This window comes from Photobacterium lucens, from assembly GCF_009873615.1.
In the GTDB taxonomy this organism is placed as follows: domain Bacteria; phylum Pseudomonadota; class Gammaproteobacteria; order Enterobacterales; family Vibrionaceae; genus Photobacterium; species Photobacterium lucens.
In genome coordinates this window covers 1-13,202 of the sequence record NZ_SSMG01000401.1, presented here as the reverse complement: position 1 = coordinate 13,202, position 13,202 = coordinate 1, and the positions used below count along the sequence as shown (strand labels likewise).

The 13,202-nt window shown below is 40.8% G+C and carries 12 protein-coding genes; 4 read left to right on the top strand and 8 right to left on the bottom strand.

The features are described 5' to 3' along the window. Positions 1-158 precede the first annotated feature (158 nt). The 3 genes from E5A76_RS16655 to E5A76_RS16645 all read right to left on the bottom strand — a co-directional run bounded on the left by E5A76_RS16655 (position 159) and on the right by E5A76_RS16645 (position 3,209). Complete coding sequence (locus tag E5A76_RS16655; protein WP_161119609.1) at positions 159-1,256, bottom strand: YdcF family protein; 1,098 nt, start codon at positions 1,254-1,256, stop codon at positions 159-161. A 246-nt stretch (positions 1,257-1,502) separates the two neighbouring features. Further along, the gene (locus E5A76_RS16650) at positions 1,503-2,192 is read right to left on the bottom strand and encodes a hypothetical protein (RefSeq protein WP_161119608.1); all 690 of its coding nucleotides are present in this window, start codon (positions 2,190-2,192) and stop codon (positions 1,503-1,505) included. Positions 2,193-2,345: 153 nt separating this feature from the next. After that, the gene (locus E5A76_RS16645; protein WP_161119607.1) at positions 2,346-3,209 is read right to left on the bottom strand and encodes a LysR family transcriptional regulator; all 864 of its coding nucleotides are present in this window, start codon (positions 3,207-3,209) and stop codon (positions 2,346-2,348) included. 185 nt (positions 3,210-3,394) lie between these two features. On the opposite strand from E5A76_RS16645, the gene E5A76_RS16640 reads away from it, so the two are divergent. The 3 genes from E5A76_RS16640 (at position 3,395) to E5A76_RS16630 (ending at position 5,691) form a co-directional block, all read left to right on the top strand. Next, positions 3,395-3,988 (top strand): glutathione S-transferase family protein, encoded by a 594-nt coding sequence (locus tag E5A76_RS16640; RefSeq protein WP_161119606.1) that lies wholly within the window; start codon positions 3,395-3,397, stop codon positions 3,986-3,988. Between the two features lie 98 nt (positions 3,989-4,086). Further along, entirely contained in the window at positions 4,087-4,404 is a 318-nt protein-coding gene (gene cutA, locus E5A76_RS16635; protein ID WP_161119605.1) for a divalent-cation tolerance protein CutA, read from the top strand. Between the two features lie 264 nt (positions 4,405-4,668). Continuing rightward, complete coding sequence (locus E5A76_RS16630) at positions 4,669-5,691, top strand: methylenetetrahydrofolate reductase (protein ID WP_161119604.1); 1,023 nt, start codon at positions 4,669-4,671, stop codon at positions 5,689-5,691. Between the two features lie 120 nt (positions 5,692-5,811). Here E5A76_RS16630 and E5A76_RS16625 read toward each other — a convergent pair whose 3' ends face one another. From E5A76_RS16625 to E5A76_RS16615, 3 genes are all read right to left on the bottom strand, one after another. Beyond that, a complete protein-coding gene (locus tag E5A76_RS16625) occupies positions 5,812-6,111 on the bottom strand; it encodes a hypothetical protein (protein ID WP_161119603.1) in 300 nt (99 codons plus the stop codon). A 153-nt stretch (positions 6,112-6,264) separates the two neighbouring features. Continuing rightward, positions 6,265-7,737 carry a DASS family sodium-coupled anion symporter gene (locus tag E5A76_RS16620; RefSeq protein WP_161119602.1) on the bottom strand — a complete coding sequence of 491 codons (1,473 nt, stop codon included), beginning with the start codon at positions 7,735-7,737 and terminating at the stop codon, positions 6,265-6,267. A gap of 119 nt (positions 7,738-7,856) precedes the next feature. Further along, positions 7,857-8,732 (bottom strand): LysR family transcriptional regulator, encoded by an 876-nt coding sequence (locus E5A76_RS16615; RefSeq protein ID WP_161119601.1) that lies wholly within the window; start codon positions 8,730-8,732, stop codon positions 7,857-7,859. A gap of 103 nt (positions 8,733-8,835) precedes the next feature. Here E5A76_RS16615 and E5A76_RS16610 point away from each other — a divergent pair, with 103 nt between their 5' ends. Beyond that, positions 8,836-9,210, top strand: coding sequence for a nuclear transport factor 2 family protein (locus E5A76_RS16610; RefSeq protein ID WP_161119600.1), 375 nt, complete (start codon positions 8,836-8,838; stop codon positions 9,208-9,210). A gap of 91 nt (positions 9,211-9,301) precedes the next feature. Here the strand turns inward: E5A76_RS16610 and E5A76_RS16605 are convergent, their stop codons facing one another. Together E5A76_RS16605 and E5A76_RS16600 are read right to left on the bottom strand one after the other, a co-directional pair. Continuing rightward, on the bottom strand, positions 9,302-10,918 hold the full coding sequence (locus E5A76_RS16605; RefSeq protein ID WP_161119599.1) for a M91 family zinc metallopeptidase: 1,617 nt from the start codon (positions 10,916-10,918) through the stop codon (positions 9,302-9,304). A gap of 2 nt (positions 10,919-10,920) precedes the next feature. Further along, positions 10,921-13,191, bottom strand: coding sequence for a hypothetical protein (locus E5A76_RS16600; protein ID WP_161119610.1), 2,271 nt, complete (start codon positions 13,189-13,191; stop codon positions 10,921-10,923). Positions 13,192-13,202 lie beyond the last annotated feature (11 nt).

Here is a 13,202-nt window from a genome sequence, read left to right as displayed (position 1 = left end):
ATCAGGTATTACTGGTAATATACCTGCTTGGGTGGATTTTTTTACTAAATTATTGCCTTGAAGATGATTTTATATCTTTATTTATACTTTGTTTTATCACTGTAATTTAGCAGAGAAGGGCAACTCTGTTGCCCTTGAAATTAATAACAAGTTTAACCCTAACGCGACTCCAACGGATATGATCGGTAACTCCACATTCCGTAAGTACGCAGCGCATCACGGTAAATACCTAACAATTCACCATCACTTGGTGTTGCTAATTCTTTAAGTGGTTTGTCTGGGTAACTTACTGTATCAAAGGTGATGTTTTGTGGGCCTGTCTGCCAACTTGCGATTTCAAACAGAGTTTGACCACGACGAACATGGCTTGCCGAGCTAATAATGGTAGCGTGTTTAATATGATGACGTGCTAACGCATAGCTACTGAATAGGGCATTATCAACGGTGCTGGTGGCGTAGTTCTCTTCAATAATACGATCTTTGCTAATGCCTTTCTCAATAAGCCAATCCGCCATTAGCTTACCTTCGGTTTTATGGTTCATTGGCACACCACCTGTTAATACGATTAATGCATCAGGGTTGGCCTTTGCCATAGCAAGGGTCGTTTCAAGACGTTCTACTAAGATTGGATGCATCGAACCATCAGGGTTTAGTGCATAACCTAAGGTGACGATTGCGCCTTTATCGCCTAACTTGCCTTTAGCTGTTTTCTCTTTCAGTGGCCTTGCCACGATGCGATCAACGGTTGTGAAAATACGCTCAATATCTGCTGCTTTGCCCGGGTTTAATTTGGTTAATGTTGCCATGTGTTTGGCAGATTCAGCTTGGTTACCTTTGAAACGTTGCCAAACCGCAAGGTAGGCATGTAAATCGACATCATCAGGTGCAACCGAAAGGGCTTGTTGGAAAAGTGAAATGGCTCGGTCTGCATTCTTGTTGTAGATCTGTGCATTAGCAGCAGAGATCAGTAAGTCGGTACGGTATGGTTCTAGTTGGTAGGCTTCAAGTAATCGGTTCGTTACGATTTCCATATTGCTTGGCATTTTGGCGGTAAAGCCAGCATGGGAAACACGTGCCGGAGATTTAAATGCGGTTACTGCATCATTTAATAGTTGATCGACAACTTGACGCTTAGTGACGAATTGCGAGTAATCGGTAGAAGATTGAATGGTAGCGTCGTTAGCAGCAAAAGAATATGGCGCAGCAGTGAGTGCTAATACACTACCAAGGGCTAGGGCAAGTAAGTTGTTTTTCATCGAGATATCCAGATGTTATTGCTGTTTATTGTTATAGAAATGAATTTTTATTCTATTTTTAATCAGTATATAAACTGTGAAAAATATCCCGTTTTGTAACCTTTTGTTTTATCAATATTTGTTAGTGTGATTCATCTCATGTAATTGGTTTTTGACCGTTGATTATTGCAGTGCTTGCTTTTTACCGATGGTAATTACAAAAGCCCTGCAGATCAGGGCTTTGATTGTTTTATGTGTTGTTAAAGGTTATTCCGTTAACGGCAGCACTACTTCCCCTGTGGTACTGGTCGTCCAATCAAAGGTTTTACCGTCTTTGCCTGATAGTTTCGCGCTGCCACCTGCAAGCCAGCTATGTTGATTGTTATTATCTTCTTCATAGTTAAATGGGGTGGATGAAATAGATTCCACCGTCCAGTAGGTGACATCTATGGTTTTGTCATCACGGAAGAAACCTCTAAAAGTAGCTGTGTGGGTGTCGGTTGTTTCATCTTCTGTGAAGTGAATAGCGTTATCGTCTTCTAAGCGGTAGTTCAGTGTGCCATCACTGATACTGGCAGCATGGAATTTCACATTGTCTTTGGTTTGGATTTTAAAGGTGCTTTTTGCGGTACGTGTTACTACCAGTTCACCACTGTTCAAAGAGAGGCTGGTGTATTGCGCTTGGCTGGCGCTGTCTTTGTAGTTGGCGATATTACAGTTAAAGCCGGTGAGAGCCATATCAGGATTTCGTTCAGATTCGGCATCAAAACATTGGCCTGCAATGTAAATAAGGACGGTGTTAATGTCGGTTGAAACTTGCGCGTAATGTTGTTTATCTTGAGTTGATAAAGCATCAATGTCTAACCCTATGGTGTCGACCACCACATCTTCAGCATCGTTTGAACCACACCCCATCAATAATGCCGATATGAACGCTAATAGGCTCCATTTTTTCATAGCATATTCCTGTTGTTATAGGTAAAAGATCTCCACAAAATTGTTCAGATCTCAGAAGTTATATTTTTGAGATTAGCTAAGGCTGGATGTGTTGATTGTCTTGAAAGTAATACTTTTATTAAGATTGTTTGCACGTCACAACATTGCGAGTGTTTAGCACTTTTCTGTCGTAAATTGTTCGCTTTGATAACGATCGATAATGCGGTGAATACTATCTGAGCTGAGTAATAAATGCGGTTTACTGGGTAGTGATAACACGATATCGACCACGGGTAAGTTTGGTAAATGTGGTGCGGTGAGTTCGATCAAATCACTTGGCATGCTACATCTAGCCATAGCGGATATTGCTAATCCTTGGCGTACCATGCCTTTGTTAGCGGTGGCACTGCTGCAACAGCTGATCAGTTGGTAATGTCGATTACGTTTAATAAATCCTTCAATGGCGGCATCGTGAAATTTACAATCACGTTGAAATAACACGATAGGTAATGGCTGCTGATTAACGAGATCATGATCTGGCGATCCTACCCATATACCTTCATCGGTTTGTAGAAAGTAACCTTCTTGAGAATTGGGTGAACGGGTAACAATGGCGAGATCAAGACGGTTACTATCGAGTAAATTTTTTAACCGTACACTGGGCGCACAGGTGATCTGTAAGCTGATATGGGGATGTTCTTGGCGAATTAGTGCCACGATACGAGGTAAAATTGATTCAGCATAATCGTCAGGACAACCGAGCTGAATGGTTTGCTGTGGCAGTTTGTTTTTTAGCTCTAATAAGGCTTCATCATGTGTGGCAATGATTTGGCTGGCATGAGCCGCTAAACGTTGTCCGTCCTCAGTTAATACCAACATTCGACCATCTTTAGTAAATAGCTGAGTATTGAGTTCATCTTCGAGCTTTTTCATCTGCATACTGATTGCAGATTGGGAGCGAAAACTTTGTTTAGCAACGCGAGTAAAACTGCCTGTTTCGACAAAAGCTAAAAAGCTTCTTAATGCTTCAATATCCATATCAAATCCTTTTAATTAGCAATAAAAACATAGCGTTAAAGTGCCTCTATAACAAGTAATAAATACTTCAATAATATTGATAGTTGGTATTCAAATTTTGCGATAGTCGGATGTTTCTAAGTGGAATACAGTAATCCCATACCTAACATGAATGTTGTTTAGAGATGCTAAAACAAGGAGAGAAGATGGTTGTTTATGGTGATTTACAGTCGGGAAACTGTTTAAAAGTGAAGTGGATTTTAGCGTTATTGGGCATTGAGCATCAGTGGCAGCATATTAACATTTTGGAGAACGAAACCCATACGCCTGAGTTTTTAGCACGAAACCCGAATGGCAAAATCCCTGTGGTGGTGCTGGATGATGGGCGGGTGTTGTCTGAGTCCAATGCGATTTTAGGTTATTTTGCAGAAGGCACTTCGTACTTACCGCAAGATAGCTTTTTAAAAGCCAAAGTCTATCAGTGGTTGTTCTTCGAGCAATATTCACATGAGCCTTATATTGCGGTCGCGCGTTATATTCAAACCTATTTAGGAATGCCAGAAGAACGCGTTGCTGAGTATGAAGCCTTGCACCTTAAAGGCTACAAAGCTTTGGATGTGATGGAGCAGCAATTAGCACAAACACCGTATCTTGTTGGTGACGCTGTCACAATAGCAGATGTTGCTTTGTATGCTTACACCCATGTTGCAGATGAGGGCGATTATGATTTATGTGGCTACCCACACATTCAGCGTTGGTTGAAAGCTGTCGGGCAATTACGTGCAACTATCGATCTATAAATGCTTTTTAAAGCCTGTTCGGTAACGGCATTTTTAATCCATGCTTGCATTGGTGTTATGATAATCAAAGAACAATAACATGGTGTGAGTATGGGATTATGTCAGATCAATTTTGTGTGGTGATGACCACGTTTGCTAACCCATCGGTGGGTAAAACCATTATCGATGCGCTGATCAACCAGCGTTTAGCGGCTTGTGTGCAGGTTATGCCGATCCAGTCTTATTATCACTGGCAAGGTGAGGTGAATTGCGATCAAGAACATCAGGTGATGATCAAAACTAAAACGGCATTGTTTGAGCAGGTCAAAGCGACGATTTTACAATTTCACGATTATGAAACCCCTGAAATTATCCAATTACCGATCACCAATGGATTCGGTGATTACCTTGCTTGGATCGATAAAGAATGTTGCTAATTTAATCACTTATATAAAATCAGTGACTTTTCTTTGATTTATCTAAAGGGTTTAGGTAAAACTAAAGCATATATTGTGTTGCAGATTTGATAAAAACTAATGGCTTAGGCTTTATGTCGCTCGAAAAATTGGCGAGATAAATCATAAAGGTAAGCTGCAACGCACAAGGATGAGATAAACCTCAGCAGAGATTGGCTGAGGTTTGAGACAAATTAAGCAGTAGAGCCAGATTAGCTTACTGCGATAACAGGGAAGTGGTAATTTATGTCGGATCAATACCTATCATCACAAGAATCTGAACTGCGTGTACGTTATAACGATATTACACGCGGCGTTTATTTCATTGGCACAACGCCACCTAAAACCAGTACACCACTTGAAGATGTTGAAGGCATCGCTGATCGCCTTGTGGATCGTATTTGTGATTTAGCCATTGATGGTTTGATTGTTTACGATATTCAAGATGAGGCTTCACGTACTAATAAGCCACGTCCATTCCCATTTAAATCAACCCATGATCCGCGCCATTACTCGTCGCTGTTAAATAAGAAAACCGATAAGCCTGTGATCACTTATAAGAGTGTGGTGCAGTCGGAAACTGAAGAATTTGATGAGTGGCTAAATGAAGCGTGGGATGAATACCGTGTTCGTGACATGGTGCTCGTGGGTAGCCCGTCAGCGAAAAATGAGGTGTCGTTACCATTATCTGCGGCTTACCAAACCTTGGCGGATAACCGTAATAACTTCTTTACTGGCGGCATTATGATTGCCGAGCGTCATGCTAAGAAAGGTAATGAGCATGAGCGTTTAATTGAAAAGTACAAGCAAGGTTGTAACTTCTTTATTTCTCAAGCCATTTATGACACCCAAGCAACCATTGATATTCTGACCCGCTATGCAATCGAGTGTAAAGAGCAGGGCTTAAAACCACAGCGTATTATCTTAACTTTCTCACCGTGTGGCAGTGCGAAAACACTGGAGTTTATTGAGTGGCTAGGGGTGAGCGTTCCTGAAGCAACCAGTTTACGTATTCTCAATGCAGAAAACCCATTGCATGAGTCGATTAAGATGTGTTGTAACAGCTTAAATCAGATATTAGATGCGGTTGTGGAGTATGACTTACCACTGGGCTTGAACATTGAAAGCTTAACTAACCGTAAAGAAGAAATTGATGGTTCGATTCTGCTATACAAGCTGCTACGTTCTTCAATGGACAGTCACTTAGCAAAACATGAATTCCGTGTGTTAAAGCGCAAAGCACGAGCAAATAAACAAGCATCGGTTTAACTTGTTTTAGTGAGAAAGCGTAATTAGCGAAATACAGCGTTAAAAATGGCTACCGACTTGAAAGAGCGGTAGCCATTTTTGTATCTGTTCTGCTTTCAATTCTCTTTGGAGAGAATGCCGTTAAGGTTTAGGAATTTGGCAATTCTTCTCGCTGGCTGGCTCACAACCACCAGTACATAAAATATCACCCATTTGAGTTTTGATCGCAAAGCCGCCATCTTGTTTTGAACACTGATAGTTACCTTGTTGATCTTCGATACATTGCCCTTTACCACACAGTGGGTTGCCAAGTTTATCTGCATAAATGTGACCAAAAGGTGGTGGGCAAACATAGTCACCTAAGGTTGTTTTTAGACAGTAGCTGGCACTCCATGAGGGGGCTGAGAATAGAAGTAATATCGATAATAGTAGAGTTCTCACAATCCATTCCTTTTTCTGCTGATTTGAACGCTGTGACGTGTTGTTGTGTTTGATAGCCTCAGACAATTGTTCAAATTATAATGAAAAAAATGGCTACCATCTGGGTAGCCATTGTCGTTATTTATTAGTGTTTCGTGAACGGGAATAGTTCAATTACATTAAGCCGAGTACCGACCACCAAGCTAAACCTGAAGTCATAAAGATGATTGCACCACCGATGGAAATCACCAAGCCGATCTTCATCCACTCTTTATCATTATGGTATTGATAGCCCATTAATAACGGGTTACGTGCATGGCTGTAAGTGGTTAGGTTACAACCGATATTGGTAATACCTGCAACAGCGAGAATCGCAATCAATGGGTTCACACCTAATGCCATGAGAGAGCCGATGATAACAGGACCTAATGCCACCACTTTTGCTGTACCTGAGGCAAAGAAGTAAGCAGTTAACAGGTAAAAACTCATCATCACAATCAGAATTAATGTCGGGCCTGCGTTACCCATGCTGCTACTGATCATGTCTGATACGCCATGACCAACCCAACCAGTAAAGCCTAAGGTTTTTAGTTGGCTTGCCATACCCATTAATACAGCGAACCAAATTAAGGTATCCCAAGCGCCTTTCTCTGCTTTAACGTCGTTCCAATTTAAAACGCCAAGCACGAGTAGGGCTGATAAACCAATAAACGCAGCCGTGGTTGAGTGAAGACTTAAGGCTTTACCGCCTACCCACATCACAATCAAACCAATGAATACCGCAATTAGTTTCCACTCAGCTTGAGTCACTTTGCCCATTTTCTTTAATTCTGCTCGGGCAAATTTTGGTGCTTCTGGGGTTTGTTTGGTTTCTGGGTTAATAAATTTATACAGAATGAATGGTATGGTTAGCAGTAGCGTAAGTGCAGGAATTAATAAGTACATTGCCCAGTGGGTGAATGTCATTGTGATCCCTGCAACTGAACTGGCAATACCAACCAATGCTAAGTTACCTGCAAAGCCGGTTTGAAAACCCACAGCTGATGCATCGTTCATAGCACTAACAGACGAGATTAAGTATTTACCTAACTTGGTGTCGTCTTTGTTGATGGTTTTGGCTAATGAATCGGCAATGGGAGAAACAATGGCAGAGCGTGCAGTATTACTTGGTGTCGCAGGGGCAATTAAGAAATCGGCAACCCCTAAACAATAAGCAATACGCAGCGATGACTGACCAAATAAGCTTAATAATACTAATGCAATACGACGACCTAAGCCTGTTTTAGCAAAGGCTCTGGCGATCATAAAGGCAATCACAATTAACCAAATCAGAACGTTATTAAAGTTGCTGGTGGCAGCCATAATCGCCGCTTTTGCTGAGGTTTCACCGCCAGCATGTAGCACGGCATAAACAGAAACGGAAATAACGGCAACAGCACCAGTAGGGAGTACGTTTGCGACAATGGCAGCAATGGTGGCAATGAAGATGATGGCGGTGTGGTAAGCAGCGAGTGAAAGTCCCGAAGGTGGAGCAAATTGCCAAGCGATAATACTTAAAAGAATGATAGCAAGAGAGGGGATGAGTTTTATCGCTAATAGCGGTTCTTTAGGACTGGCTATAGCTGAAGATTGTTTCGCGTGTTCCATACTAAGCTCAACAGTAATTGTGTTATGCTTAAATGGTATTTTAAAAGCGATTGTTTGCCTATGATCTGGATCACTGGTTATTCCCTCTGGATATATTTATTTTGGTGATATTAAATATGTCAGACATTTTCCGATAATTGTTTCTCTAATGCTGCAATACAGAGTGTTACAGCCAGTGGTGCACTTTTATTAAAAGGGCTTAGTGCATAGATCGTATTGCTGGATAAACTCATATTTAGAGGCAGAGGAACAATAGTATTTTCCTGATGTGAGCTGATTTGAGATAAATAAAAATCAGGAATAATACCAATCCCAGCCCCTGCTTTTATTAACGCCACGCAACTGTGAAAAGAGTTGGTTGTACAGTGCGCTTCTGTTTCATAAATCATAGTTTCCCCATTGGTTGCAGTGAATACGTGCTTAATGTGTTTGCCTTGCCATTGATTAGCTATGTAGGGCAATTGGTGAATATCAGTTGTGTTTAATTGCGCTGAACCACACAGTACGTCTTTAAATTCACCGAGTCGTTTTTGCTTCAGATTGCTGTCTTGCGATTGTCCCACGCGGATCGCTAAATCAATATCGTATTTCATTAGGTTAACGTGTTGATCATCGCTGATAAGCTCTGGTTTTAACTTTGGGTATTGCTTCATTAAATCGGCAATGACAGGAGACACCAAGGTATCCATCAAAGCATTCGGTGCGGTAATACAAAGCCTGCCTTGGGGCTCTGTTTGCATTTCTTGGGCTTGATCCCACGCAATATCAGCAATGGTATTGATTTCACGACAGCTTTGATAGAACGCTTCGCCTGCCTGAGTTAGGGTATGGCGACGAGTCGTTCTTTTAAGTAACGTAATACCAAGTTCTTGTTCTAATGCTTTTAGATGCTGGCTAACAACGGATTTGGATAAATTAAGCTTATCGGCTGCTGCTGATACTGAGCCTGCCTCTACGATGTGAGCAAAGATCGACATCTGTCTTAGTTTGTTCATGATTGTTCTCTTTTATTAAACAGTCATTTCTATTATCTCTGTTTTTCGAAATAAGTGATATGGGTAATCTAGTTATCAAATCACTAAATAAACGGAGTAAATGATGGTTGATAATAATGTACTTGAAGCATGTAAAGCTGGACTACAAGCGTGGCAAAACGCATTTAATCGTCAGGATGCAAAAGGCTGTGCAGAGCAATATAACGATGCGAGTGTGATGGAAGCGCGTCCGTTTGGTATTTTTGAAGGTAGAGATGCGATTGAAAACTTTTGGCAAGGCATTATTGACCAAGGCTTTAATGATGTTAATTACACGGATGTGACTTGGGAGCCCGCTGGTGATAATGGTTTTATTTTGTCAGCGAAATGGACCATGAATAAAGCATTTGGTGTTGTACATAAAGAGCTTTGGGCGATGCAAAGTGATGGTAGTGCAAAGCTTGTTTCTGATTGCTTTGAAGTGCAAGGTGAGCGTTAAAACACGCAGTGATTGGCGATAATAATAAAAAGACAATGCCATAAAAATAACGCAGCAACAGGTTCACTGTCGCTGCGTTTTTTAATTACGGTTATTGAATATTACAAATGTTGAGTTTTCTTTGACTGCCAGCCCCTAGCATTGTGACATTCTCTTTTTCATTTACTTGCCGCCATGCAGTTTGTTCTTTAGGCGTCAGATCGGAAGGACGGTAATCCAAGTTGGAATAACGAGAAATCATGACTTGTTTATCTAAATCTTGCGAAAGGTTATTGATAACATCCGTTGTGACTTCTCCATCAGAATATGCCATTACGAGTATGTCATTGTGCTCCTCTAGGGCTTGGTTAAGCTGGTTATGAGTTTGTGCTTCATATTGAACGTCTTGGTATTCAATCGGGGACTGTGCTTTCTTGCCTGATAATGCACGGTATAGTTTTTGTGATTTACGCCTTTTTAGTGAGCCAACAGGCGTTTCATTTGCTGCACTGTAGACATTTACCACTTTAATATCATTTTGAGCGGCATATTTGAGAACCGATGATTGGTTACCTAGTCCGCGTCGGGTAACCGTAGGTGAGTTTGATAAACTGCGTGATAGCCGCTGCTCTGTGGGATCAATAAGTACAATAGCGGGTTGCTTTCCTTCACTGAGTGATTGCTTTAATGCTCGTTTTACTTCGATATGTGCCTGTTTGCCTTCCAAGGTGTCCCAACTAGGTTCACTTAACCGATAGGATGCAGGTCTGACATCAACAGGGTAAGGATGATATTGATATTGTTCTGCAGGCCAATAAGTATTGCGTTTCTTTGCCCCTAAATCATCAGCAAGATGATATTCGCTTACTACTTGTTCATTGGCTAGGAAGGTTTTAGGTTTTTCTTGTCCTAATTTTTTCCAGTCGTAATAAATTTTCTCTCTTGCATTAATGGCACGAAGACGTACCTCACTGATATTAGTGTCAGCAGGGCGTCCATTTTGCGCATTATTGTAATGGGCGATACCTGTTGTTTGGTATTCCGCATTGGCAATGCTGTACTCTGTAATGGCTTGATGTTCAGGATGACGATGCATTAAGTGAACATTGCCTTGTGGCATTGCACCAGAGGAATAATCACGCGCATGGATCAATTCATGCCCTAAAGCGACAGCTTGATCAAAAGGGCTATTAACACCTGGGATATTGACAACTTCTGTGGTTGAAAAGAATACGGTATTAGATAACCCCTTTCCGTTAGATTGCCTTTGTAGTGCTTCTGCTATTTGTTCTGGTTCTGAAAACTCTGAGGCTTTAGTTTCAAATAATCGTCCTTGGCTTTCTGGCTCTCGAATAACGGTTGCGACTGTTGTTTTTGAACTATCAACGCCGACAGTGTATTCAATCAGTGGGCTAACAGCGTCATCTGGTGCATTAATTGGCGTATAAGTCCCAATTTGACGCAGTATTTCTCGACCTGAATTCGACATTTGAAGTTTACGTATTAGCAGTTTGATATCAGCAAGATAGGCATCATTTTTCGTTTGAACATAGAGGTTTTTTGATACTCGATAGAGAAGACCATACTGATGTGAGTTATAGCCTAAAATGACTTTTACACCATCGGGTGCATCATAAAAGTTCCCCATAAAATGTTGCCCATTGGCAAAGCTGAAATGGGTATAAAACAAACCAAGTAAGAGATAAGTGAATTGGATTTTACGAGTCATGATTATGCAGATTCCTCTAATGTGATTTGCAGATCGATCCATTGTTCAAGTTCGTTCAATAGCCATTCATTTATATGTGGGAGAAGCGGGAATTTATCTTGTTGCACAATAGCCCCAAGCTGCTGAATAGCATCGGCTAAATTACCTTGCTGTAACGTTGGATTTATTGCCGCTAGTGTTTGCCATAATGGATCATTTATGATGTTGGAGTGTTGCTGTTCTAATGCCGCAGTGTGATGAGCTAACAAATAGCTTTCATGGAGAGGAGAGAGACGAGTCACGAACAATTGATTGGATTGTTCTTGGCTGTTGGCTAATAACCCAATGTTGCTCTCTGATTGTTGGTGTTGCGCAATTTGTGCGAATACAGCGAGATCACCTAAAAGGTAGTGTAGCTCGTTTGCATTTTGGGTTTCGCTAACCAGTTGCATGATGTATTCAACGGCATCTTGTTCTGTAATGGGATATTCTGAGTTAGCTTGATGCAATATTTGATCAAAAATATCAGCCATGATGGGCGAGTGAAAACGTAAATATTTGGCTGGGTAAAGGTTTGGAAACGGCACTGTGTAGTAAAGATCACGCACATAGGCCGCAGAGATAGTTTGCTCAAAAATAGGCTTAATGTAATCGATAAAGACAAAATATTGGGTTAAGTTGCTAATAGCCCCTCCGTACGGTTTTTCTGTCAAAATATATTCGTACCAGCGACTTAATTGATACCAATTTTTTTGCACTGCTGGATCGGTATTGTCTATTCCTTTTGTCGTCAAATAGTCGTGATAGGGTGTTTGAAAAGGAGGCACATCGAGGTTAGGTAATAGACTAATTAATGATTGGAAAATATCATTCGCATTGTGACCAGAAACATAAGCTTGCGCTAATAGATTTAGGTTATGTTTGAGTAAACCTTTTGGCCAACCGCGCTTTAATCTTACATAAATAATTTGCTCTACAGTGAGCTTAGGCGTGTAGTGAAGTACCTTGGCAAGTTCAGGATCTTTTTTAATATGATAGGTATCGTAGATAGCGCCACTGTCTTTACAGGCATCGAGAGAGTCCTGAATACCACCAGGGTAGACTGAAGGCACTCCCCAACATTCACGGGCTGGTTGCACTTCAAAAGTTGCAGTATTCAACTGCTCTTCTGAGAGGTAATCAATATTCCAGTATGCTTTGGCATATTCTCGAAGGCCACTTTTTCGCGCTTGGTCTAACAGGTAAGAACGATTGATGCTGGCATGGTTACGTATGTTTTGAACGTGGTGTTTAGCTCTGGCAATGATGGTATTAAGTATTTGATCACGATGTTGCACAAGTCGTTGTTGAACGATGGCAACCAAACGTTGTTTCGCGTTAAATATATTAGCGCTTAAGCGGTGGTTTTCCGCATTGTTGAGGTTGTCGATTAATTGATTAATACGTATTGGACCTGCATTTTTTATACAATTAACAATGTGCTGATGAGTCGCTTGTGCTGGTTGGCATAAGGGCTGATGTAGAGTGGTATTTTCTGAGACATGACCAAGAGTTTTAAGTAATTCCAGATCCATTCTAGCCATTTGTTTCGCTAGTTGACGGTCATATGCTGCTGCAATGCGTCGATACTCGGTATCACCAATCAGTAATAGTTGATCAACATACATTGATATAGTGAGATCCAAATATTGATCGTATTTATTAAGTAAGTTGATAGCATCTTCTTTTCTATGATGTAACTGAGTAAATTCCGCACTGAAATTTGAGAAAACATAGTGTTTTTGTTGCTCAAACTCTTCAACTTTTTGTTTTGCAGAGAAATACTTAATGTCATTGGAAAGGGCGTTTAATTCATCACCGACTAACGGCAAAATAGAGAATATCGCAGCGGTTTTGTCTAAATTAGTTGCAGATTCTTCGCTAAAGGTTTCAACAACATTATTTAGCCATGCGCCAACAGCCACTGCATCGCCAATTGGGCCTAAGACTTCCATTGTGGTTGAGGCTGCATTCCCTAATTTACTTAATATTGCTTCACCACTCGCGGTATTTTCTATTTGTGAAGGTACATTATTTAAAGCAGATGTTGTTTTTGGCCATGCTGCTTTAAATGTATCATTATGGCTATCATGTTCTAATTCTCCTAAAGTGGAGCCAAATTGTGGTTCATGATAGATTTGATTGTTGAATCGGGTAATGTTGCGGGCGGTATTAATATCTTCAAAGGATTGGGTATCTTGAATATTATCTCCAAAACATAATGCATAGCTGATGGGGCTTATTAATATATTAATTAAGCCTAGTG

What these genes read in the sequence shown, in the direction of transcription:
- E5A76_RS16655 (WP_161119609.1), bottom strand. Translation starts at nt 1,256, where the DNA reads ATGAAAAACAACTTACTTGCCCTAGCCCTTGGTAGTGTATTAGCACTC.
- E5A76_RS16650 (WP_161119608.1), bottom strand. Translation starts at nt 2,192, where the DNA reads ATGAAAAAATGGAGCCTATTAGCGTTCATATCGGCATTATTGATGGGG.
- E5A76_RS16645 (WP_161119607.1), bottom strand. Translation starts at nt 3,209, where the DNA reads ATGGATATTGAAGCATTAAGAAGCTTTTTAGCTTTTGTCGAAACAGGC.
- E5A76_RS16640 (WP_161119606.1), top strand. Translation starts at nt 3,395, where the DNA reads ATGGTTGTTTATGGTGATTTACAGTCGGGAAACTGTTTAAAAGTGAAG.
- cutA (WP_161119605.1), top strand. Translation starts at nt 4,087, where the DNA reads ATGTCAGATCAATTTTGTGTGGTGATGACCACGTTTGCTAACCCATCG.
- E5A76_RS16630 (WP_161119604.1), top strand. Translation starts at nt 4,669, where the DNA reads ATGTCGGATCAATACCTATCATCACAAGAATCTGAACTGCGTGTACGT.
- E5A76_RS16620 (WP_161119602.1), bottom strand. Translation starts at nt 7,737, where the DNA reads ATGGAACACGCGAAACAATCTTCAGCTATAGCCAGTCCTAAAGAACCG.
- E5A76_RS16615 (WP_161119601.1), bottom strand. Translation starts at nt 8,732, where the DNA reads ATGAACAAACTAAGACAGATGTCGATCTTTGCTCACATCGTAGAGGCA.
- E5A76_RS16610 (WP_161119600.1), top strand. Translation starts at nt 8,836, where the DNA reads ATGGTTGATAATAATGTACTTGAAGCATGTAAAGCTGGACTACAAGCG.
- E5A76_RS16605 (WP_161119599.1), bottom strand. Translation starts at nt 10,918, where the DNA reads ATGACTCGTAAAATCCAATTCACTTATCTCTTACTTGGTTTGTTTTAT.